Source organism: Pseudophaeobacter leonis (assembly GCF_002087335.1).
GTDB lineage: Bacteria > Pseudomonadota > Alphaproteobacteria > Rhodobacterales > Rhodobacteraceae > Pseudophaeobacter > Pseudophaeobacter leonis.
Genome location: NZ_MWVJ01000007.1, coordinates 14,398 through 36,030, shown reverse-complemented (window position 1 = coordinate 36,030; position 21,633 = coordinate 14,398). Strand labels below are relative to the sequence as shown.

At 58.0% G+C, this 21,633-nt stretch carries 20 protein-coding genes, 1 tRNA gene and 2 pseudogenes; 19 read left to right on the top strand and 4 right to left on the bottom strand.

What is annotated here, in order from left to right; translation table 11 throughout:
- Nucleotides 1-73: 73 nt before the first annotated feature.
- The 4 genes and pseudogenes from cysS to B4968_RS03255 all read left to right on the top strand — a co-directional run bounded on the left by cysS (nucleotide 74) and on the right by B4968_RS03255 (nucleotide 4,820).
- Nucleotides 74-1,446: pseudogene (gene cysS, locus B4968_RS03270) on the top strand (cysteine--tRNA ligase).
- Entirely contained in the window at nucleotides 1,443-3,065 is a 1,623-nt protein-coding gene (gene cimA / locus B4968_RS03265) for a citramalate synthase (RefSeq protein WP_083096581.1), read from the top strand. Before cysS ends, cimA begins: the two are co-directional and overlap by 4 nt.
- Nucleotides 3,062-4,054, top strand: a complete 993-nt coding sequence (locus tag B4968_RS03260) for an alpha/beta hydrolase (RefSeq protein ID WP_083096579.1) — start codon at nucleotides 3,062-3,064, stop codon at nucleotides 4,052-4,054. The genes cimA and B4968_RS03260 overlap by 4 nt, the downstream gene beginning before the upstream one ends.
- Complete coding sequence (locus B4968_RS03255) at nucleotides 4,044-4,820, top strand: squalene/phytoene synthase family protein (protein ID WP_083096577.1); 777 nt, start codon at nucleotides 4,044-4,046, stop codon at nucleotides 4,818-4,820. The genes B4968_RS03260 and B4968_RS03255 overlap by 11 nt, the downstream gene beginning before the upstream one ends.
- Before the next feature lie 101 nt (nucleotides 4,821-4,921).
- On the opposite strand, the gene B4968_RS03250 is transcribed toward B4968_RS03255, so the two are convergent.
- Nucleotides 4,922-6,139 carry an MFS transporter gene (locus B4968_RS03250; RefSeq protein WP_083096574.1) on the bottom strand — a complete coding sequence of 406 codons (1,218 nt, stop codon included), beginning with the start codon at nucleotides 6,137-6,139 and terminating at the stop codon, nucleotides 4,922-4,924.
- 96 nt (nucleotides 6,140-6,235) lie between these two features.
- On the opposite strand from B4968_RS03250, the gene B4968_RS03245 reads away from it, so the two are divergent.
- A complete protein-coding gene (locus B4968_RS03245) occupies nucleotides 6,236-6,895 on the top strand; it encodes a DNA-3-methyladenine glycosylase family protein (protein WP_241525523.1) in 660 nt (219 codons plus the stop codon).
- Nucleotides 6,892-7,557 carry an alpha/beta hydrolase gene (locus B4968_RS03240; RefSeq protein WP_083096569.1) on the top strand — a complete coding sequence of 222 codons (666 nt, stop codon included), beginning with the start codon at nucleotides 6,892-6,894 and terminating at the stop codon, nucleotides 7,555-7,557. Before B4968_RS03245 ends, B4968_RS03240 begins: the two co-directional genes overlap by 4 nt.
- A 76-nt stretch (nucleotides 7,558-7,633) precedes the next feature.
- Here B4968_RS03240 and B4968_RS03235 read toward each other — a convergent pair whose 3' ends face one another.
- The gene (locus B4968_RS03235) at nucleotides 7,634-8,350 is read right to left on the bottom strand and encodes a pseudouridine synthase (RefSeq protein ID WP_083096567.1); all 717 of its coding nucleotides are present in this window, start codon (nucleotides 8,348-8,350) and stop codon (nucleotides 7,634-7,636) included.
- Between the two features lie 282 nt (nucleotides 8,351-8,632).
- Here B4968_RS03235 and B4968_RS03230 point away from each other — a divergent pair, with 282 nt between their 5' ends.
- Complete coding sequence (locus tag B4968_RS03230; RefSeq protein ID WP_083096564.1) at nucleotides 8,633-9,217, top strand: HNH endonuclease; 585 nt, start codon at nucleotides 8,633-8,635, stop codon at nucleotides 9,215-9,217.
- A gap of 780 nt (nucleotides 9,218-9,997) precedes the next feature.
- On the opposite strand, the gene B4968_RS03225 is transcribed toward B4968_RS03230, so the two are convergent.
- Nucleotides 9,998-10,087: transfer RNA gene (locus tag B4968_RS03225), tRNA-Ser, on the bottom strand.
- 122 nt (nucleotides 10,088-10,209) lie between these two features.
- Here B4968_RS03225 and B4968_RS03220 point away from each other — a divergent pair.
- The 7 genes and pseudogenes from B4968_RS03220 to B4968_RS03190 all read left to right on the top strand — a co-directional run bounded on the left by B4968_RS03220 (nucleotide 10,210) and on the right by B4968_RS03190 (nucleotide 16,662).
- Nucleotides 10,210-11,061, top strand: a complete 852-nt coding sequence (locus B4968_RS03220) for a DUF2059 domain-containing protein (protein ID WP_083096562.1) — start codon at nucleotides 10,210-10,212, stop codon at nucleotides 11,059-11,061.
- A gap of 302 nt (nucleotides 11,062-11,363) precedes the next feature.
- A complete protein-coding gene (gene rplU, locus B4968_RS03215) occupies nucleotides 11,364-11,915 on the top strand; it encodes a 50S ribosomal protein L21 (RefSeq protein WP_083096559.1) in 552 nt (183 codons plus the stop codon).
- An 11-nt stretch (nucleotides 11,916-11,926) separates the two neighbouring features.
- Nucleotides 11,927-12,196 (top strand): 50S ribosomal protein L27, encoded by a 270-nt coding sequence (gene rpmA / locus B4968_RS03210; RefSeq protein WP_083096557.1) that lies wholly within the window; start codon nucleotides 11,927-11,929, stop codon nucleotides 12,194-12,196.
- 250 nt (nucleotides 12,197-12,446) lie between these two features.
- Nucleotides 12,447-12,983 carry a GNAT family N-acetyltransferase gene (locus tag B4968_RS03205; protein ID WP_083096555.1) on the top strand — a complete coding sequence of 179 codons (537 nt, stop codon included), beginning with the start codon at nucleotides 12,447-12,449 and terminating at the stop codon, nucleotides 12,981-12,983.
- A gap of 128 nt (nucleotides 12,984-13,111) precedes the next feature.
- Nucleotides 13,112-14,146: a GTPase ObgE gene (gene obgE, locus B4968_RS03200; protein ID WP_083096552.1), complete on the top strand. Its 1,035-nt coding sequence runs from the start codon at nucleotides 13,112-13,114 to the stop codon at nucleotides 14,144-14,146.
- Nucleotides 14,143-15,254 (top strand): annotated as a pseudogene (proB, locus tag B4968_RS03195) (glutamate 5-kinase). Before obgE ends, proB begins: the two are co-directional and overlap by 4 nt.
- A gap of 142 nt (nucleotides 15,255-15,396) precedes the next feature.
- On the top strand, nucleotides 15,397-16,662 hold the full coding sequence (locus B4968_RS03190; RefSeq protein ID WP_083096549.1) for a glutamate-5-semialdehyde dehydrogenase: 1,266 nt from the start codon (nucleotides 15,397-15,399) through the stop codon (nucleotides 16,660-16,662).
- A 123-nt stretch (nucleotides 16,663-16,785) separates the two neighbouring features.
- Here the strand turns inward: B4968_RS03190 and B4968_RS03185 are convergent, their stop codons facing one another.
- Nucleotides 16,786-17,385, bottom strand: a complete 600-nt coding sequence (locus tag B4968_RS03185) for a histidine phosphotransferase family protein (RefSeq protein ID WP_083096547.1) — start codon at nucleotides 17,383-17,385, stop codon at nucleotides 16,786-16,788.
- 27 nt (nucleotides 17,386-17,412) lie between these two features.
- Here B4968_RS03185 and B4968_RS03180 point away from each other — a divergent pair, with 27 nt between their 5' ends.
- The 5 genes from B4968_RS03180 to tsf all read left to right on the top strand — a co-directional run bounded on the left by B4968_RS03180 (nucleotide 17,413) and on the right by tsf (nucleotide 21,177).
- Complete coding sequence (locus B4968_RS03180; RefSeq protein ID WP_083096545.1) at nucleotides 17,413-17,595, top strand: DUF3553 domain-containing protein; 183 nt, start codon at nucleotides 17,413-17,415, stop codon at nucleotides 17,593-17,595.
- A 107-nt stretch (nucleotides 17,596-17,702) separates the two neighbouring features.
- The gene (gene olsB, locus B4968_RS03175) at nucleotides 17,703-18,470 is read left to right on the top strand and encodes an L-ornithine N(alpha)-acyltransferase (RefSeq protein ID WP_083096543.1); all 768 of its coding nucleotides are present in this window, start codon (nucleotides 17,703-17,705) and stop codon (nucleotides 18,468-18,470) included.
- Nucleotides 18,471-19,298 (top strand): lyso-ornithine lipid O-acyltransferase, encoded by an 828-nt coding sequence (gene olsA, locus B4968_RS03170; protein WP_083096541.1) that lies wholly within the window; start codon nucleotides 18,471-18,473, stop codon nucleotides 19,296-19,298. It abuts the gene before it with no gap.
- Nucleotides 19,299-19,456: 158 nt separating this feature from the next.
- Nucleotides 19,457-20,212: a 30S ribosomal protein S2 gene (gene rpsB / locus B4968_RS03165; protein WP_083096539.1), complete on the top strand. Its 756-nt coding sequence runs from the start codon at nucleotides 19,457-19,459 to the stop codon at nucleotides 20,210-20,212.
- Between the two features lie 89 nt (nucleotides 20,213-20,301).
- Nucleotides 20,302-21,177 (top strand): translation elongation factor Ts, encoded by an 876-nt coding sequence (tsf, locus tag B4968_RS03160; RefSeq protein ID WP_083096536.1) that lies wholly within the window; start codon nucleotides 20,302-20,304, stop codon nucleotides 21,175-21,177.
- Nucleotides 21,178-21,633: the final 456 nt, after the last annotated feature.

Sequence of the window (21,633 nt, the reverse complement as noted above, 5' to 3'; positions counted from 1 at the left end):
GTTTTCTTCATCTTGACAAGTTGCTAAGCCCGCTGTGCGCGCCTGCACATTCGTGTCCGTCTTAGGAGCTGTCATGACAACGATCAAACTGCACAATACCAAAACCCGTAAAAAGTCGGAGTTCACACCGATCGACGCCGAAAATGTGCGGATGTATGTCTGTGGCCCAACCGTCTATGATCGGGCGCATCTGGGAAATGCCAGACCTGTTGTGGTGTTTGATGTGCTCTTTCGCCTGCTGCGCGCCGTCTACGGCAAGGACCATGTGACCTATGTGCGCAATTTCACCGATGTCGACGACAAGATCAACGCCCGCGCCGCGCAGTCAGGGCGCTCGATCGGCGAGATACCGATGAGACCATCCAGTGGTTTCTCGATGATATGGGCGCTCTGGGGGCGCTTGAGCCCAATTTCATGCCGCGTGCGACGCAGTATATCCCACAAATGGTGACAATGATCGAAGATCTGATCGCCAAGGGTCATGCCTATGCCGCAGAAGGCCATGTTCTGTTTGCGGTTGACAGCTGGCCACAGGGCTATGGTCAGCTGTCGGGGCGGTCGGTGGATGATATGATTGCAGGTGCGCGTGTCGAAGTGGCCCCCTATAAAAAGAACCCAATGGATTTTGTTCTCTGGAAGCCCTCAGATGAGAGCCAACCTGGGTGGGAGAGCCCCTGGGGACGTGGCAGGGCCGGCTGGCACATAGAATGCTCGGCCATGTCTTATGAGCTGCTGGGGGCGACGTTTGACATTCATGGCGGCGGCAATGATCTGATGTTCCCGCATCATGAGAATGAAATTGCGCAAAGCTGCTGTGCCCATGGTGATGATAGCTTTGCACGATACTGGCTGCACAACGAGATGCTGCAGGTCGAGGGCAAGAAGATGTCCAAATCGCTGGGCAATTTCTTTACCGTCCACGATCTGTTGGAAAAGGGTGTGCCAGGTGAGGTGATCCGTTTTGTTTTTCTGCAAACCCATTATCGTAAGCCGATGGACTGGACTGAGAAAAAAGCAGCTGAAGCTGAAGCTACGCTGCGCAAGTGGCGGGCGCTGACCACGGGCATCGAGCCCGCAGCCAGCGCTGCTGCCGCGGTCCTTGACGCTGTGGCGGATGACCTGAATACCGCTGGTGCCATTGCCGAGATGCATAAATTGGCCGCAAGCGGCGATGCTGCCGGGCTACTGGCCTCTGCGCAGCTTTTGGGTTTGCTCACAAAGACGATGGGGGATTGGGCAGATCAGCCAAAGGTGGATCTGTCCAGTTTTGAGGCGCGTCTGGTTTTGGCCCGGCAATCTGCCATGGAAAGCAAAGATTTCTCGCAAGTGGATCGCCTGAAAGCAGCTTTTGTCGCCGCTGGACTTGAGGTCCGTATGAGCAAGGCGGGCGTCGAGCTGGTGCCCGGCCCTGGGTTTGATCCGGCAAAACTGGAGGGGCTGCAATGAGCAAAGAGCGGCTGTATCTCTACGACACAACCCTGCGTGACGGTCAGCAAACCCAGGGGGTGCAGTTCTCGACCGCAGAGAAAAAGCAAATCACCCAGGCGCTTGACGCATTAGGCGTGGACTACATCGAAGGGGGCTGGCCCGGAGCCAACCCCACTGACAGCGCCTTTTTTGACGCAGCACCCAAAACCCGCGCCACGATGACCGCCTTTGGTATGACCAAGCGGGCCGGGCGCTCGGCTGAAAACGACGATGTACTGGCGGCTGTGATGAATGCGGGCACTCAGGCTGTCTGTCTGGTGGGCAAGAGCCATGATTATCATGTGACTACGGCTCTTGGTATCAGTCTTGAGGAAAACCTTGAGAATATCCGTGCATCCATCGCGCATATCGTCGCCCAGGGACGCGAGGCGTTGTATGATGCGGAACATTTCTTTGATGGCTACAAAGACAACCCAGCCTATGCCCTGGCGGCATGTCGGGCAGCACTAGAGGCCGGGGCGCGCTGGATTGTTCTTTGTGACACCAATGGTGGCGCCATGCCCAGTGAGGTGAGCCGGATTGTCGCCGATGTCATTGCCTCCGGGATCCCCGGAACCTCTCTTGGTATCCACACCCATAACGACACCGAAAATGCCGTTGCCTGTTCGCTGGCTGCGATCGAGGCAGGGGCCCGTCAGGTGCAAGGCACGCTCAACGGGTTGGGCGAGCGCTGCGGCAATGCCAACCTGACGACGCTGGTCCCCACATTGCTGCTAAAAGAGCCCTACGCCAGCCAGTTTGACATTGGCGTCAGCCCCGCAGCGCTTGCCGGTCTGACCAAGCTGAGCCGGATGCTGGACGATATCTTGAACCGGGTGCCAACGAACCAAGCGCCCTATGTCGGCGCGTCAGCCTTTGCCCATAAGGCGGGTTTGCACGCCAGGGCCATCCTGAAAGACCCCAGCACCTACGAGCACATAGCACCCGAGCTGGTTGGCAACGCGCGCATCATCCCGATGTCGAACCAGGCCGGGCAGTCCAATCTGCGCCGCCGCCTCAAGGAAGCAGGCCTTGCGGTGACCAAAGGGGATCCGGCGTTGGCACGCATTCTGGACCGCATCAAGGAACGCGAGGCCGAAGGCTATTCCTATGATACGGCGCAGGCGTCGTTTGAATTGCTGGCGCGCCATGAGCTGGGGCAATGTCCTGCATTCTTTGAGGTAAAACGCTACAAAGTCACGGTTGAGCGGCGCAAAAACAAATACAACAAGATGGTCAGCCTGTCCGAGGCGGTCGTGGTGGTCAAAGTGGATGGCGAAAAGCGTCTCTCGGTGAGCGAGTCGATGGATGAAACCGGCAATGACCGGGGCCCCATAAACGCTTTGGCCAAGGCGCTGGCCAAGGATTTGGGCCGCTATTCGGAAACCATCAACGACATGCGTCTGGTGGATTTCAAGGTCCGGATCACTCAGGGGGGCACCGAGGCCGTCACCCGTGTCATTATCGACTGTGAGGACGGCAAGGGGCGGCGGTGGTCCACGGTGGGCGTCAGCGCCAACATAATTGACGCGTCTTTTGAGGCCTTGCTGGATGCCATGCGTTGGAAACTCATTCGGGACGGCAAAGAGAGCCAATGATCAAAGAGGTCCTCAGCTTTGTTGCGGTTTCTGGGGTGATCACCGCTTTGATTCCTCTGGGGCTGATCCTGTCGCAGCCGGTCCGCACTGATATGCCCTCGGCACAAACGCTTGATTTTGATCGGTTGCTTGAAAATAGTCGCTCGGCCGGGGACCAGATACCAGAGCCGCAACCAGCGCCCAAGCCAGTGCTGATGCGTGATGGCTATGCGCTGCAGGTGCGCCACTACTCCAATGGCGAGGGGCCGCTGACGATTTTGGTGCATGGCTCTGGCTGGAACGGATTGCAGTTCTCAAACCTGGCGCCAAAGCTTTCGGGCAGGGTGCTTGTGCCCGATCTGCGCGGGCATGGCGCATTTGCCGGCACCCGGGGAGATGTCGACTATATCGGACAGTTTGAGGATGATCTGGCTGATTTGATTGCAGCAACAGTCAACCCCGGACAACCCGTTGTGCTGATGGGACATTCTTCTGGCGGCGGGCTGGTGGTCCGTTTTGCCGGCGGCCGACACGGGGCTCTTGTCGACGCCGCAGTTTTGTTGGCGCCGTTCCTGAACCACAAGGCGCCAACCATGCGCGCCAATGCCGGCGGCTGGTCGCAGCCATTGGTGCGTCGCCTCATCGCGCTGTCGATGCTCAACGCAGTTGGCATCACCGCATGGAACAACCTGACTGTCATCCAGTTCAATATGCCCTCAAAGGTTCTGGACGGCCCTCTGGGGCATCTGGCGACAACCTCATATAGCTATCGTCTGAACCGGTCCTTTGCGCCAAGGGATGATTATTTGCAAGATATCAAATCATTACCGCGCTTTCTTCTCATGGCAGGAGCCCAGGATGAGGCCTTTGTTGCCAGTGCCTATAAACCCCTGATGCAAGGCGCGAGCTCTTTGGGGCAGTACAAAATACTGGCCGGGGCCGGCCACCTTGATCTGGTGGATGCACCGGAAACGCTGGATGCCATAAAGGGGTTTCTGGGTGGAGTTTGATGACGATCTTACCAGCTGTGCGCAACTGGTGCAGCAGGCCGACCCCGACCGCTTTTTGGCCGTGATGGCGGCGCCTCCTGCCAGCCGTGCTGTCTTGTTTGCGCTCTATGCTTTCAATGTTGAGCTGGCCCGGGCGCCCTGGGCCAGTCAGGAAAGCATGATCGCCGAGATGCGGGTGCAATGGTGGCGCGATATTGGCGCTGAAATTACCCAGGGCGGGCCGGTTCGCAGGCACAATGTTGCCACGCCTTTGGGACGGCTGCTGTCACCGGATCTGGCGCGCCAGATAGAGCCCATGGCAGAGGCGCGGCGCTGGGATATCTACCGCGACCCCTTTGAGGACGAGGCGGGTTTCGACCACTACATAGATGCGACCACCGGCAGCCTGATGTGGATGGCCGCAGCCGCGCTGGGGCAGGCGGACGAGGTCGTGGTGCGCAAGTTCGCCTATGGTGTTGGTATTTCCAATTGGCTGCGGGCCATTCCCGAACTGGTCGCGCAAAAGCGTATTCCGCTGTTGGATGGCACAGATGACGGGGTGCGGCGACTGGCGCAAAAAGGCCTGGATCATATTGCCGAGGCTGACAAGGCGCGGCATCTGGTTTCAAAGCAATCCGGTGTTGCCCTTTTTTCTGGCTGGCAGGCACGCGCGATCCTGATGCAGTCCATTCGGCAGCCAGAGCGCGTGGCAGGCGCAAGTCTTGGTCAAAGCGAGTTTCGCCGCCGCTTTTGCCTGATCTGGCGGTCCAGTCTGGGGCGATGGTAGATCAGGTAGAGGCCGCACGGATTTGATTATAAATTAAAAAGGCGCCACACGCGGGCGCCTTTTTGTATGGATTAGGCCAGTGTGTCGCACCAGTGAGGTGATCATGCCTCTTTGGGACGTAGCGCCAGCCAGAGCAAGGCCCCCCCGGCGAGCACCAGGAAGGGCGCCATTGCCATATTGACGGCGCTCCAGCCCTCAACCGGGCTGCCGCCAGAGCAGTTCATCAACCCACCCGAGGCCAGTGAGGCCATGGTGACACCGCCAAAGACCAGCAAATCATTCAACCCCTGCATACGGCCGCGCTCTTCGGGCTCATGGGCGCCGGCCAGCATTGTAGTGGCACCGATAAAGCCAAAGTTCCAGCCAAGGCCCAAAAGGACCAGAGCAACAAAGAAGTTTTCCAGCTCAACGCCCTGCAGCGCCACAGCCCCGGCAGCGGCGAGAATGAGCAGGCCGGCTGCGACGATTTTGTGAACCCCAAAACGCGCGATCAAATGTCCGGTAAAGAACGAGGGCACATACATCGCCAGCACATGCAGTGACACCACATCGGCCGCATTGCCTTCGGTGAAGCCGCAGCCAACAACGGCCAGCGGCGTGGAAGTCATCACCAGGTTCATAAGCGCGTAAGACACCATGGAGCAGATGACAGCCACAGCGATGGCTGGCGTCTTCAGCAGCTCCAACCGGCTGCGGCCTCGGGGCAGATCATCACGGGGTGCTTCGGGTTTTGGAATGTCTAGGAACAGAAACAGACCAGAGCCAAAGACATTGATGGCGATCACCGCAAGATATGTGCCCAGAAACGGGATCACAAAGATCTGGCTGGTGGCTTTGACCAGTTGCGGCCCGATCAACGCCGAGAGCAGTCCGCCCGCCATGACATAAGAGATTGCCTTTGGACGAAAGCTCTCTGAGGCAGTGTCCGTCGCCGCAAAGCGATAAAACCCATGCGCGCTCATGTAGACGCCGGTCAAAAGGCTGCCCAGCAGGAAGACGGGGAAAGACCCAAGATAAAGCCCATAGGCCCCCACAATCCCCCCCAGCGCTCCAAAACTCGCGCCGGTGAAGAATCCCGCGCGCCGACCCCATTTTTGCATGATGGCGGAAATGGGCGTCGCCGCCAGCATCGAACCTGCCACGATCAGCGAGATCGGCAGGGTGGCAAAACAGGGGTTGGAGGCCAAAGACTGCCCGGCAAGGCCGCCAATGATAAAGATCATTGGCATTTGTGCGCCGAGCAACGCCTGGGCCATTACCAGGATGGCGACATTTTTCTTGGCGACGCGGTCGCTTTGGGTGGTCATGCTATCTGTCATATGGGATGCGTAGCGCCCATAGTTGCACTGAACAAGCCGCAAGCGACCCATTGGTACAATGTTGGCGACAAAGATAACGGGTTAAGGACTTTTGACGTGACGTCAATCATTCTCGCAGCCGGGCCCGCCGCGGGTCGTATCATCCAATCAGACGCCTGCGTGACAGAGGGCGCGGACTGGCTTGCGCAGCATGAGCCAAGGTTTGCCGAGGCTTTAGCGCTTTGCGGACCTTTGCCGCTGCGACGCAAACCCGATGGGTTTGGTGAGCTGTTGAGCGCGATTGTGAGCCAGCAGGTGAGCGTCGCTTCGGCGCGAGCGATCTGGAAACGCCTGGTGGAGGCGCAGCTGACAACCGAAGCCGAGATCCTGGCCTCCACGGAAGAGGATCTTCGCGGGGCAGGGCTTAGCCGTCAAAAGATACGCTATTCCCGTGCCTTGGCGCAGGAAGCTATCGATTTTGACGGGCTGCGCGATCTGGCAACGCTGGACGTGGTCAAAACCCTGACAAAGGTGACAGGGGTTGGGGTCTGGACCGCCGAGATCTATGCCATGTTTTCATTGGGGCGCGCCGATGTCTTTGCGCCCGGAGACCTTGCTTTGCAAGAAGCGGCACGGGTGCTGTTTGATCTGGAAAAGCGCCCCACCGAGCGTGAGCTGAAATTGATAGCCGAAGACTGGTCGCCCTGGCGCTCAGTTGCGGCCCGCATCCTCTGGGCCTATTACCATGTGGCAAAAGACAGGGAAGGGATCCGATGACTCGTGTACTGAAAGCAGACCGCAAAGAGCCGCTCTCCGGGGTAACCCGCTCGATTGTGGTGTTTTTGCATGGCTATGGCGCCAATGGCGCCGATCTTTTGGGGCTTGCCGACCCGTTGGGTGAACACCTTCAGGACACGCTGTTTGTGGCGCCCGATGCGCCGGAAAACTGCGTCGGCTCGCCCATGGGCTACCAGTGGTTTCCGATCCCCTGGATTGATGGATCTTCTGAGGAAGAAAGCATGCGGGGGATGAATGCCGCCGTAGAAGACCTCAACGCCTTTCTTGACGCGCTGATGGTGGACGAAGATGTGCTGCCAGAGCAGGTTGTGCTCTTTGGTTTTTCACAGGGCACCATGATGAGCCTGCATGTCGCGCCCCGCCGCGAGGATGCCGTGGCCGGGATTGTCGCCTTCTCGGGCCGACTCTTGTCACCTGACACGTTTAAGGATGAGGTCGTCAGCCGGATGCCGATCCTTTTGGTGCATGGCGACGCCGATGATGTGGTGCCACCACAATCCCTGCCCGAAGCAGCTGAAACCCTGGGTGAAGCCGGGTTCAAGGACGTCTTTGCCCATATTATGAAGGGCACTGGCCACGGCATCGCCCCGGATGGGTTGAGTGTTGCGCTGGCGTTTATGCGCGACAAGCTCGGCCTCTGACACAGATGCCTCCTCGGATCTGACCACTTTTAGATCCTGAGGAGGCGACCTGCCCTCGGTGGCGCTGTGACATTTGTCAGTCTTTGCGCCGCTTGCTCTTTGAGGGGCGCTTTTTGCCGCCCGTTTTGCGAAATTCAGCTGCCTTGGCGGTTTTTTCCTCTGCCGCCTTGGCGGATGCGCGGCGCGCAATGGCCTGTCGGTTTGGCAATTGCGATGGTTTTGCCCGGGCCGGTATTGTGGGAGGCTCCAGATCTTCCCAGCTGCCTTGCGCCAACCCGTTGAGCGTCCAGGCCCCAATGCTGTAGCGGATGAGGCGCAGTGTTGGAAAGCCAACCGCAGCCGTCATTCTGCGCACCTGGCGGTTCTTGCCTTCTTGTAACGTCAGTGAGATCCAGCTGGTTGGGATGGATTTCCGCTCTCGTATCGGCGGTGTACGGGCCCATAGCCCCTCTGGCTCTGGCATCATCTGCGCCTTGGCCGCACGGGTGCGCCCGTCTTTTAGCTCAACCCCCTCTGACAGGGCTGTGAGAGCCGCAGTATCCGGCTGGCCTTCGAGTTGAACCCAGTAGGTTTTGGCCATTTTGTGCTGCGGGTCGCTGATCCAGGCCTGCAGGGGGCCTGTGTCGGTCAGCAGCATCAAGCCCTCGCTGTCGCGATCCAGCCGGCCCGCAGGATAGACGCCGGGGCAGTCGATATAGGCGCTCAACGTCTTGCGCGCACTGCCTTCGCTCCCGGAATCGGTAAACTGGGGCAGAAAATCATAGGGTTTGTTAAAGCGGATAAGGCGAGTCATCAGGCAGCAATAGGCAGCCAGACCGACGCTGACAAGTCAGGGTTTTGGGCAACGCCCGTTTCTCCGCCTCAGGCCTGACGCTGGCCTATCGATGGCCTGTCGCGGGTCTGTCACAGGCCTGTCATGGGCCCGTCATGGGCGGATGCTAGCGATCAGGAGATATCCTGCGGCAGGCCGGGGCTTGTCAGACGTAAACCACGATATATAGTTAAACATATGCTGGGGCGGGTTCCCCGCTCTGGTGCCAAAGACAGGCAGACAGGGTGAGGAAGACGTAGCATTATGGACGGCGATTTCAGAACTGAATTTGTGAGGGATCCCGGGGTGTTGAAACAGCATCCTGCACTGGTTCTCAATGCGGACTACCGCCCCTTGTCATATTACCCTCTCTCATTGTGGAGCTGGCAGGACGCTGTCAAAGCAGCCTGGCTGGACCGGGTGGATATTCTGGCGGAATATGATGCGGTCGTGCATAGCCCCAGTACGGAGATCCGAATACCCTCCGTTGTGGTTCTGAAAGACTATGTAAAACCTCAAAAGCGCGTGGCCTTCACGCGCTTTAATTTATTTTTGCGCGACGAGTTTTGCTGTCAGTACTGCGGCGCACGGGGCGATCTGACCTTTGACCATGTGGTGCCACGCGCGGCTGGCGGGATCACCAGCTGGGAAAACGTGGTGGCAGCCTGTTCGCCCTGCAATTTGAAGAAGGGGTCCAAATCGCTTCATCTCCTGGGAATGTCTCTGCGGAAATCTCCCCGGCGTCCAGGAGCCGAAGAGCTGCGCAACACCGGACGTAAATTCCCTCCCAATCATTTGCACGACAGTTGGATGGACTTTCTTTACTGGGACACAGAGCTTGATGCCTAAAACGCTTGATGCCTAAAACCACAGACTGTGGCGATGGCTATAGACTGAGGTTTCCTGAGAGTATCTAGAGCACATACCCGTGCGGCCTCCGGTAGGGTGAGCTAGTCTGGCGTCAGGTCCGGTACCATCCGGGGTAGTCGATCATTCTCCTGCTGGAGCCGATTGTTTCCCATCTTTGATCCTCCGTTTCCTAACAATAGGGGCGGACCGGTTCGGTGGGGGAGGATCAATGGACGAGGGTCTGACTGCCATGGGTTCATCTTAAGCGACCTCCGGGACCAAGCCGCGTTGGCGGACAAGACCAAATATGAAATGCTATCTGCCTGGATGGAAAAAGGCGGATATGCTCTGTCGCGGACAGGATCGAAGATCTGGGGGCGCGCGCCCAAAAATTACCGGCGCAGAGTTCTGCCCACCGCCGCTACATGCAGCAAGCCGTAGTCTGTGTCGTCATTCTCAACAGGCCCCCGCGCAAGTGCGATCTCGTGTCCTGGCGTTTCGACAAGAGGCTTGTCCGTGAACGCCAAGCACTTGCCGCAGCACCTTCCGCGATTGGTGCGGTGCGAATGCCTATGACCGCGACCTTGCGGAATTGGCCCTTTCTCATGCTATGGGCACGGCTGTCGAACGTTCCTACCGCCATCATACGTGAGTGATGCGGCGCTAGTTGGGGAGTTCCACAAGATAGCGAAGCATGGGTTGAAGTGTGGGTTAGGCTCAGTGAATTGTCTCAAGAAGGCACCCAAGCTAATGAAAAACATTAAAAAACTTGGGTTTAAGTGGCGGAGAGACAGGGATTCGAACCCTGGGAACCCGTGAAGGCTCAACGGTTTTCGAGACCGCCCCGTTCGACCACTCCGGCACCTCTCCGCGGGGGTCTGGTGGTGGAGCGTCTAAGGCTGAACGCGGTGCGACGCAAGAGGGTTTTTCAACTTCTCATGAGAAACTCATTTTTTCATTGTTTGGTCGGAGTTTTCCCCTAGGTTTCAGATATGAGACAGCTTTCAAAACGATTTTTCCTTCTGGCGCGGGCCCTGGTTGCATGTGGCTTTGTCGCGCTGGTCCTGCCATCTTTTGCTCAGGCGGCCGACCGCAGCAAGATTGAGGCCTTTCTTGAGGTGACGGGCTTTGATGTTGCCCTGGACAGTATCGCCCTCTCGGCTAGCGACGCACCAAACATGTTGGGCTTGTCTGCAAGTGATTTTGGCTCTGACTGGACCCGCTTGTCGCGCAGTGTTTTTGACAAAAGTAAAATGCGCGATATCGCGCTTGAGATCCTGACCGAGACACTTGAGGATGACGCCCTTGGCCATGCGGCGCAGTTTTATGCCAGTGATTTGGGTCAACGCCTGGTGGCGGCCGAAAATGCAGCGCATCTGGTAGAAGAGGGTGAGATCAAGCAGATCGCGGGACAGCGCATTATTGCAGACCTGGTTAAATCCGGCAGCGCGCGTCTTGCGCTGTATCAGCGGATGGGACAGGCGATTGACGCGGCGGGATCCGGGCTAAAATCAGTGCAGGAGATCCAGTTTCGCTTTTTGATGGCAGCCAGTGCTGCGGGCATCATCGAGTTGCAACTGGATGCGCCGGGCTTGCGGGCGTTGCAACGGGAACAGGAGCCTGAGATGCGCATGTCTATGCGGGCCTCCAGTCTGGCGGCCTCTGCGTATACCTATCAGGGTTTCAGCGATACCGATCTGGAATTATATGTCGAAGCGCTGGAAACGCCCTTGATGCAACGCGTCTATGAGCTACTGAACGCCGTGCAGTTTGAAATCACTGCCAACCGCTTTGAAGAACTTGCTTTTCGCATGAAGGAACTGGGGCAGGGCGAGGATATCTGAACCAGTTCTCCATAGAGAGCCTCTCTTACTTTAAGGCGCGTGTCTTGCAGAACCGGTGCTGCGAAAGGTATCCAAGATCATATAGGGCAGAGGCTGCGTGGTTTCTTGGTTGTTTCTTCTCCTGTGCAGGGTTGACAGCCACCAGCATTATGAGACAAATGCGCCATCCCGGCCCGGATTCTCTGTGCCGGGTTAATTTTGTAATACGTCCCCTGACGGGACGCGCTGTTCGAGGTGGCCTTTTTGGCCGAAACGCCCTGATCTGGGGACCAAAGGACGCGGTTGATAAAGGAAACACGCATATGTTTGCGGTCCTCAAGACTGGCGGCAAGCAGTACAAAGTTCAGGCGGGTGATATCCTCCGCATTGAAAAATTGGCTGCTGATGCTGGCGAAACAATCCAGTTCGACGAAGTTCTGATGCTTGGTGGTGACACACCTGTTGTTGGCGCTCCTTTGGTAGATGGCGCTGCTGTTAAAGCAGAAGTGATCGACCAGATCAAAGGCGAAAAGCTCATTCACTTTGTGAAGCGTCGCCGGAAGCACTCTTCCAAGCGCACCAAAGGCCACCGTCAGAAGCTGACCCTGGCCAAGATCACTGAGATCCTGGCATCGGGTGCAACCAAAGCAGCTCCTAAAGTCGCCCCAAAGGCCGCTCCGGCAGCAGCCGCTGGCGCAGACGATCTCACTCAGCTGACAGGTGTAGGCCCCGCCGCCTCCAAAAAGCTGGTTGAGGCTGGTCTAACAAGCTTTGCCCAGATCGCAGCCTTGTCTGCTGACGACATTGCTGGTATTGACGCGGTCAAAGTGAAACCCGAATGGGTTGCACAGGCCAAAGATCTGGCTAAAGGCTAAGGAGAGACAGAATGGCACATAAAAAAGCTGGTGGTTCCTCCCGTAACGGCCGCGACTCAGCGGGTCGCCGCCTCGGCGTGAAACTCTATGGTGGCCAGGCGGCCATCGCAGGCAACATCATCATTCGTCAGCGCGGCACCAAGTTTTGGCCGGGTGAGGGCGTAGGTCTTGGCAAAGATCACACGATTTTTGCAACCTCTGATGGTGCGGTCACCTTCCACAAAGGCCTGAAAGGCCGCACCTTTGTATCGGTTCTCCCAGTGGCGGAGGCCGCTGAGTAAACCGACCCGCAAGGTTTTAAACAACGAGGGGATCGGCAACTGCCGGTCCCCTTTTCTTTTTGCGCCAGCTTTGCGCAGCAATATGTATTTTCAATGGTTTCTTGGCACGAAACTGGTATCGCCCCTTCCGGGGCAGGTTTGGAAAGGGCTCTTCGCGTTCGAGGCGGCCTTCTTGTCCAGCCCCAGTTCCTCTTGCCCTCCTCTTGAGTGAGCCATCTTCTTCGACCTCTTTGCGAAAAGGAGCAGAGATATGAGCCTGGATCTTGTGAACAATCAGCCGGTAATAGAAACCAGCCGATTTGTGCTACGTCCGCTGCGGGACTCCGACAGTGGTCTCATTGCGCTTTACACCGGCGATGAGCGGGTGGCGCGCATGACCAGCTCTATTCCGCATCCCATGCCCCCCGGTGCAGTCGAGGCTTTTGTCGCCCGGGCGAAGGCGTCTGAACGTGAGGAAGACATCTGGGCCATTGATGGTACCCCGGATGATGGCGATGAGCTGAAAGGGATCATCAGTCTGAAGCGGATGGATCGCAACCAGTCCGAGGTCAGCTTTTGGATTGTGCCGTTGTTTTGGAACACTGGTCTGGCCTCCGAGGCGCTTGAGGCCCTGGTCACGGCCAACCCGCTTAAAAACGCCGCCATGTTTGCCACGGTGTTTCAGGACAACCCGGCCTCGGCGCGTGTGATGATCCATTCCGGCTTTGAATACCTCGGGGATGCCGAGACCTTTTCGGTGAGCCGCAATGCAAATGTTCCTACATGGACCTATAGCCGAAAACTGTGATTGGCGCGGCCCGCGCTTTCAGGTAAGGCAATCCGCAGACATAGAAACGGGGGCAGTGATTTGCCCCCGTTGACCCATTCGTATTTCCGCGCCGCGCCCACCGGGCTGACTGCGCAGTAAGGAGCCCCATGAAATTCCTCGATCTGGCAAAGGTCTACATCCGCTCGGGTGGCGGCGGCAACGGCTGCGTGAGCTTTCGTCGCGAAAAATACATTGAATACGGTGGTCCCGATGGCGGCGATGGCGGCAAGGGCGGCTCAGTCTGGGCCGTTGCGGTTGATGGGCTTAACACGCTGATCGATTTCCGCTATCAGCAGCATTTCTTTGCCAACAATGGCCAGTCCGGCATGGGCCGTCAGCGTACCGGTAAGGACGGCGAGGAAATCATCCTGCGGGTACCGGTTGGCACGGAGATTCTGGATGAAGACCAGGAAACCGTTCTCGCCGACATGACCGAGATCGGCCAAAAGGTCCAGCTGGCCAAGGGCGGCAACGGCGGCTTTGGCAACCTGCACTTTAAATCCTCGACCAACCAGGCGCCACGGCGCGCAAATCCCGGCCAGGAGGGTGTTGACCGCACCATCTGGCTGCGGCTGAAACTGATCGCAGACTCTGGCCTGCTGGGCCTGCCCAACGCGGGCAAGTCGACCTTTTTGGCCGCCAGCTCGAATGCGCGGCCCAAAATTGCCGACTATCCCTTTACCACACTTCACCCGAACTTGGGCGTGGTAGGCATTGATAACACAGAATTTGTCATGGCTGATATTCCGGGTCTCATTGCGGGCGCCCATGAGGGCAAGGGCATCGGTGACCGGTTTCTGGGCCATGTCGAGCGCTGCTCGGTTTTGCTGCATCTGGTTGATGGCACCTCGCAGGATGTGGCTGGCGACTATCAGACCATCATTGATGAGCTCGAGGCCTATGGCGGCGAGCTGGCAACCAAGCCGCGCGTCACCGCCCTGAACAAAATTGATGCCCTCGACGATGACGAGCGCGCCGAAGCCCGCGCCGCCCTTGAGGCTGTGGTTGGGGACAAGGTTTTGATGCTGGCTGGTGTCAGCCGCGAGGGGCTGAGCGAGGTGCTGCGTGCGGTTCGTGCGGAGATCGACGACGACCGCATCCGCCAAAAGCCCGTCGAGGAGGAAGCGCCTTGGCGGCCCTGACAAACGCCAACCTGACAAACGCCAAACGGATCGTCGTCAAAATTGGCTCTGCCCTCTTGGTGGATCGCAAGACGGGCAAGCTGCGTTCCGGCTGGCTACATTCGCTGGCCAATGACGTGGCCTGGCTCAAATCCCAGGGCAAGGATGTCATTCTGGTCTCTTCAGGCTCGATTGCCTTAGGGCGTGAGGTGTTGCAGCTGCCACGCAGCGTTTTGCCGCTGGAGCAATCCCAGGCCGCAGCTGCCGTGGGCCAGATTCGCCTTGCCCGCGCCTATGAAGAGGCATTGGCGCCGCATACCATCACCACAGCTCAGGTGCTGGTCACGCTGGAGGATAGTGCCGACCGTCGCCGCTATCTGAATTCGCGCGCCACACTGGAGACATTGATCTCTTTGGGTGCTGTGCCGATCGTCAATGAGAATGACACCATCGCGACGGATGAAATACGCTATGGGGACAATGACCGGCTTGCCGCCCAGGTGGCGGTGACGGTTGGCGCCGATGTGCTGGTGCTGCTGTCGGATGTCGATGGCTTTTACAGCGCCAATCCCGTGCTGACCCCAAGGCGGTGAGATACGACCAGATTGATGTCATCACGCCCGAGATCGAGGCTATGGCCGGTGATGGTGTGTCAGGGCTGTCCAAAGGCGGCATGATCACCAAAATTCTTGCCGCCAAAATGGCAACAGCGGCCGGATGCGCCATGGTGATCACGGAAGGATCGCCCCTGAACCCCCTGAGAACGCTGGAAGATGGTGCAACCTGCACCTGGTTCTCTGCTCAGGAGGACCCGCAGGTGGCGCGCAAGCGATGGATCGCGGCGATGAAGACCCGCGGTGTGATTACAGTGGATGCAGGTGCCGCGCGGGCGCTGCAGAATGGAAACAGCTTGCTGCCCGCTGGGGTGCGTCATGTGGAGGGTGACTTTGGCCGGGGCGATCCCCTGGCCATCCTGGGCCCGGAGGGGCGTAAACTGGGGCAGGGCCTGTCACGCTATACTGGCGATGAGGCCCGTGCCATTCAGGGGCGCCAATCCGCTGAGATCGAGGCCACGCTGGGATACCCCGGCCGGGCTGCTTTGATCCACCGGGACGATATGGCGCTCTGATCCCTCTACTTGGTGCTGGAAACCTTGTGCCGCTTGTCGCTATCTTGTGGCGACTGGCCGGCAGGCCCACCGGGCGACAGGCCGACTTACAGACTTACCGACCGGGCGGCTCCAGCCAAGATCATCAAAGGCTCTGAAACGTATGAACGACATTCAAAACATCCCCGCATTGATGGCGGACCTTGGCATCCGTGCAAAACACGCGGCGCAAATCGTGGCAACAGCCAGTGCAGAACGCAAACATGCAGCCCTGATTGGCGCAGCGGACGCGGTCTGGGCCCGCCGGGCTGAGATTATCGCGGCCAATAAACTGGATCTTGAGTATGGCCGCTCAAAAGATCTGTCGCCGGCCATGATGGATCGCTTGATGCTGGACGAGGCCCGCATTCAGGGCATCGTTGATGGTCTGCGCGCCGTGGCCGAGCAGGCAGATCCGGTGGGTGAGGTGCTGGCGGAATGGGAGCAGCCCACCGGGTTGAAAATCCAGCGGGTGAGAACGCCGCTTGGTGTGATCGGCGTGATCTATGAAAGCCGTCCCAATGTGACCGCAGATGCGGGTGCGCTATGCCTCAAATCCGGCAATGCCGTGATCCTGCGCGGCGGCTCCGAGAGTTTTCACTCGAGTCAGGTCATTCATGCCTGTCTGGTGCAGGGGTTGCGAGACGCGAACCTGCCTGAAGACGCGGTCCAGCTGATCCCCACCCGCGATCGCGCTGCGGTGCAAGAGCTGTTGGTCATGACGGACTACGTCGATGTCATCGTGCCGCGCGGCGGCAAGGGGCTGGTGGGGCTGGTGCAGCGCGAAGCCCGGGTGCCTGTTTTTGCCCATCTCGAAGGCATCGTGCATATCTACCTGGATAAAGCGGCGGATCGGAAAAAGGCACTTGAGGTGGTTCTGAACGCTAAAACCCGCCGGACCGGAATATGTGGCGCGGCGGAATGCCTGCTGATCCATCAGGGTATTGTCGAGACGATCGGCCGTGATGTGCTAAACGCTCTGGCCGCCGCCGGGGTGGAAATTCACGCCGCCGCCGGTCTGGTTGGCCCAGCTGACATGCAGCCTGCCTGCGAGGAGGATTGGGGCAAAGAGTTCCTGGATAGGGTGATTGCCGCAAAGCCCGTCGCCGATATCGCGGCAGCAATCGAACATATTCGCAGATACCACTCGCAGCATACGGACTGCATCATCACCGAGGACGAAGCCGCCGTAACCCAGTTTTTCACCGAGCTGGACAGTGCGATCCTGATGCACAATGCCTCGACCCAATTTGCCGATGGCGGCGAATTTGGCATGGGGGCTGAGATCGGAATTGCCACCGGTAAGATGCACGCACGCGGACCGGTTGGCGCGGCACAGCTGACGAGCTTAAAGTATTTGGCCCGGGGAGACGGCACAGTCAGAAGCTAGGTCCGAAGTCAGGGCCGGGTTTAGGACCCGATTTGGGATTGGGCTCGACCTCGCCATAAACAAGCAAAAACCCCGCACAACATGGCGGGGTTTTTATTTATTACAGCACCTTAACAGCAGTTCTTAAAACTGAAGGGTGATTTTTTCCAGGGTATGGTCGTAAAAGACTTTGCGGTCTGCTTCCTGCGCGGCGGCCGGCAGCATCGCGAATTGGACCAGGGCCGGCGTGACGGTTGCAGTCGCATCGCTTCCGTCTAAATAGCCCCACAAAGCGTCGTCAACATTCACCTTGCGACCTTCGCCGGTCACAGTCCATTTGCCGTCCTCGCAGGATATTTTGACAAGACCGCCATAGGGCAGGGCCGTTTCCAAACACAGCGCTGCGAGAAAGGCCATGCGCACGTCGCTCCGGTTACTGCCCGCCATAGAAGGATCCCATTGGAACTTCATCCGGCCGCCCTTGCTGATATCGTCCAGCACCGAGAGTACCTCGGCGCGCCCCATCTGCTGGTCGCCTGCGGCGCCAAAGGCCACGCGGAAAAACCGGATGCGGGCATTGGCGTTCAGCACGCTGTCTGAAATCAGTTCCAGCTCGGGTCCAGCCATTGTGCCTGACATTCCAAGCAGTTCTAACCCGTTGTTGATGGCGCCAACAGGGCTGATCAGATCGTGACAGATCCTCGACCCTATCAAAGCGGCCAAATTAGCGGTATCTACGGCCATAACATTCCTCCGAATTGGGCCATCTCAATGATCGACCTCAATGCTTTTCTTGCCCCAGGTATGCGCGTGCTGCACCCGGATCATCCTGATTGGGGACCAGGACAGGTCCAGTCCAACGCAGGGGGCAAAATTACTGTCAATTTTCCAGACCAAGGAAAACTCGTCTTTGATGGCGCTCGCGTGCCCTTGATTCTAGTGAATGAGCCATAGCGGTTTATGAATCGTTAAGAAAGCCCAGAGAATTTTGCGAAAACCTTGCCTATCGGCGCCGTCCCAGTCTAACTGCAGCCGGAAAAGCAGTTTGAAAGCCCCACTACATGGCTGATCCACAATCAGAATTCACAGTTTCTCTGGCGCAGAGCGACTCTGATCTGCGGGCCGCGCAGGCCCTGCGCTATGAGGTCTTTGTCCAAGAGATGGGAGCTGATGGCGCTTTGGTTGATCATCAGTCCGGGCTGGAAAAGGATCAGTTTGACGCCTTTTGTGATCATATGCTGATCACCGAGACCGCGACAGGCCGGGTCATTGGCGTATACCGGCTGATGCGGAACGATCAGGCCCAAAAGGCCGGGCGGTTTTACTCTGAGGCAGAATATGACCTTGGCGCGCTGATCAGCTCTGGTCGGCGCTTGCTAGAGCTTGGCCGGTCCTGCGTGCATCCGGATTATCGCGGCGGCACGGCGCTGTTTTACCTGTGGTCCGGGCTGAGCGCCTATGTAGAAACGCATCAGATCGAGGTGCTTTTTGGGGTGGCCAGTTTTGCCGGAACAGATCTTGAGGCATTGGCAGGCCCGCTCAGCGTGTTGCGCCAGGATTATCTGGCCCCGCAAGAGCTGCTCTGTCGCTCACGGTGCTATCAGCGCATGGATCTTTTGCCGCCAGACAAGATAAACCGCAGGCGTGCGATGATTGACTGTCCTGCCCTGATCAAGGCCTATCTGCGGCTGGGCGGGCGTGTGGGCGATGGCGCCTATATTGACCGTGATTTCAACACAACGGACGTCTGCATGATCCTGGATACGGCGCAGATGACGGCGCGCCAAAAGCGGATCTATAGCGGCAGCAAGATCGAGGGCCAGGGGTAAATGTCTGCAACCTGGAATGAAGGCAAAGCGCCCGAGCCGCTGCGCATCACGGCCCTTGGCTGGCTGCTGGTGGTTTTGCGCGCCTGCGTCCTTGGCGGCCTGGTCTTTGGCGGTCTGATCCTATTGCTGCTGGTGCGCCTGTTTGAACGTCCTTTCTGCGGGCTGCACCGGCCTGTTACGCCTTTTATTACCCAGTTTGTCTGTCGCAACGCCTTTCGGGTGTTGGGCATTGGGTTCTCGACCCGCGGCAGCCTGATGCGCCAACGCGGAGCGGTGGTGGCAAACCATACCTCCTGGCTGGATATCTTTGCCCTGAATGCCAGGAAGCGGATTTATTTTGTCTCAAAGGCCGAAGTGGCGGCCTGGCCAGGCATTGGCTGGCTGGCACGGGCCACCGGCACCGTCTTTATCGAACGCAATCCGGCGCGTGCGAAAGAGCAGACTGATCTGTTCGAAGCCCGCCTGAAAGCGGGGCACAAGCTGTTGTTTTTCCCGGAAGGCACTTCAACAGATGGGCTGCGCGTGCTGCCCTTTAAAACAACGCTCTTTGCGGCCTTCTTTAGCGATCATTTGCGCGATATCAGCTATATCCAGCCGGTTTCCGTGGTGTTCCATGCGCCATTGGGGCGCGAAGAGCGGTTTTATGGCTGGTGGGGCGATATGGACTTCGCACCACATCTTTTGAAAACGCTGGCTTCCGGGCGTCAGGGCAGGGTGGAGCTGATCTATCACGCGCCGCTCAGGGTTGCTGATTTCGCCAATCGCAAGGCGCTTGCGGCCGCCTGTGAGGCCAGGGTGCGTCAGGGCCATCAGCTCTTGCGTAAATAGCGCTTGCAGATGGCCAAAACCTGACTTATACGCGCGCCATCAAACCCGCAGGTGGGGTTTGGCCTGATTGGGGGAGAAATCCCTAACCAGACCGCCGGTTGGAGCATCCGCTCTGAGACCCCCACCGAGGACTGAAACCGGAAACAAGGAATACAAGCATGGCTCTTCCCGAGTTCAACATGCGCCAGCTGCTGGAAGCAGGCGTACACTTTGGTCACCAGACACAGCGCTGGAACCCACGCATGGCACCCTATATCTATGGTGCGCGTAACGGCATCCACATCATGGATCTGACCCAGACCGTCCCAATGCTGGACCAGGCTCTGCAGATCGTGCGTGACACTGTCGCAAAAGGCGGCCGCGTTCTTTTTGTTGGCACCAAGCGTCAGGCCGCAGGCCCCATCGCCGAAGCTGCTGAGAAATCCGCACAGTATTACATGAACCACCGCTGGTTGGGTGGCACTTTGACCAACTGGAAAACCGTTTCCCAGTCGATCAAGCGTCTGAACGAAATCGACGAAAAACTGGAAGGTGGCGCCGAAGGCCTCACCAAGAAAGAGCGTCTGGGCATGGAACGTGACCAGGGTAAGCTGCAGGCTTCGCTTGGTGGTATTGCCGAGATGGGCGGCGTTCCTGACCTGCTCTTCGTCATCGACGTGAAAAAAGAAGCTCTGGCCATCGCCGAAGCCAAAAAACTGGGCATCCCGGTTGTGGCCATCGTCGACACCAACTGCTCGCCGGACGGTGTTGATTTCATCATCCCCGGCAACGACGACGCCTCGCGCGCCATCACCCTGTATTGCGACCTGGTTGCCCGCGCAGCCCTGGACGGCATGTCCGCTCAGCTGGGTGCTGCTGGTGTTGACCTCGGCGCTCTGGAAGACGCTCCGGTAGAAGAAGCTGTTGCTGAATAAGCAACTGCCTAATCTACCTGTCACAGGTTTGACATATGGGGCAGGGTATCACCTGCCCCAATTCCGTTTAGATTTGAGGAGAGCCAAAGATGGCAATCACAGCTGCACTCGTTAAAGAACTGCGCGACTCCACCGGCGCCGGCATGATGGACGCCAAAAAAGCGCTGACCGAAACCAATGGCGACATGGAAGCCGCCGTTGACTGGCTGCGCACCAAGGGCCTCGCCAAAGCTGCCAAAAAATCCGGCCGTACCGCGGCCGAAGGCCTGGTGGCCGTTGTTGTCGACGGCGGCAAAGGCGTTGCTGTTGAGGTCAACTCGGAAACCGATTTTGTTGGCAAGAACGCTGAATTCCAGGAAATGGTTGGCGGTATTGCCAAGGTTGCCTTGGGTGTTGCTGATGTCGCCGCGCTGAAAACCGCGGATATGGGTGGCAAGACCGTCGAGGACGTCATCACTGGCAAAATCGCGACTGTTGGCGAAAACATGTCGGTACGCCGCATGGCTGCGCTGGAAGGCGACAGCGTCATCTCCTACGTGCACAATGCTGCAACTGCCGGCATGGGCAAAATTGGCGTTCTGGTCGCAATGACCGGTGGCGATGAGGCATTTGGTAAGCAGGTTGCAATGCATATTGCCGCTGTGAACCCAGCTGCGCTGAGCGAATCTGACCTCGACGCTGCGATTGTCGAGAAAGAAAAGCAGGTCCAGATGGACATCGCGCGCGAATCCGGCAAGCCAGAAGCAGTCATCGAAAAGATGATCGTTGGCCGCATGAAGAAATTCATCGCCGAATCCACTTTGCTGAACCAGCAGTTCGTTGTGAACCCTGACCTGAGCGTTGAAGCGGCCGCCAAAGAAGCCGGCGCGACCATCACCGGTTTTGTGCGTCTGGAAGTTGGCGAAGGCATCGAAGTTGAAAAAGAAGACTTTGCAGCCGAAGTTGCCAAGGTTAGCCAAGGCTAACGCGCACTCACATTGCGTGGTTTTTGAAGGGGGCTGGCGTTTAACGTCAGCCCTTTTTATGGTGGCGAAGGCCGGATACAGGTTTTGGGGCAGGCTGGGGACTAGGCAGCTCAATGGGAACCAAAGGCCTGTCAAAGCTGTACAAGATGCAGCACGGGTATGCGCGCAATAGTCGCAAAGCTGAGACGAATCGAGAGGCCCCATAGATGGGGATGGATGGGGCCCCTCTTTAAAACGGCCCTGACGCGGATAAATACACGCCAGCGACCGAACAGGTCCGAGAGCCTTGAAATTGCAAGGATCGTTTCCCAAAGTTCCTAGGCCAAAGCCACCACTCACGGAACTCCTACAATGTGCCTTAAATTAGGCATTGAGTGTAGTAGTGTTTTCCATACCCGAATGGCGAAAGTTTACCCTGGGTTAGCTTTCGCTAGGGTTTTGATATCCCTTATCTTT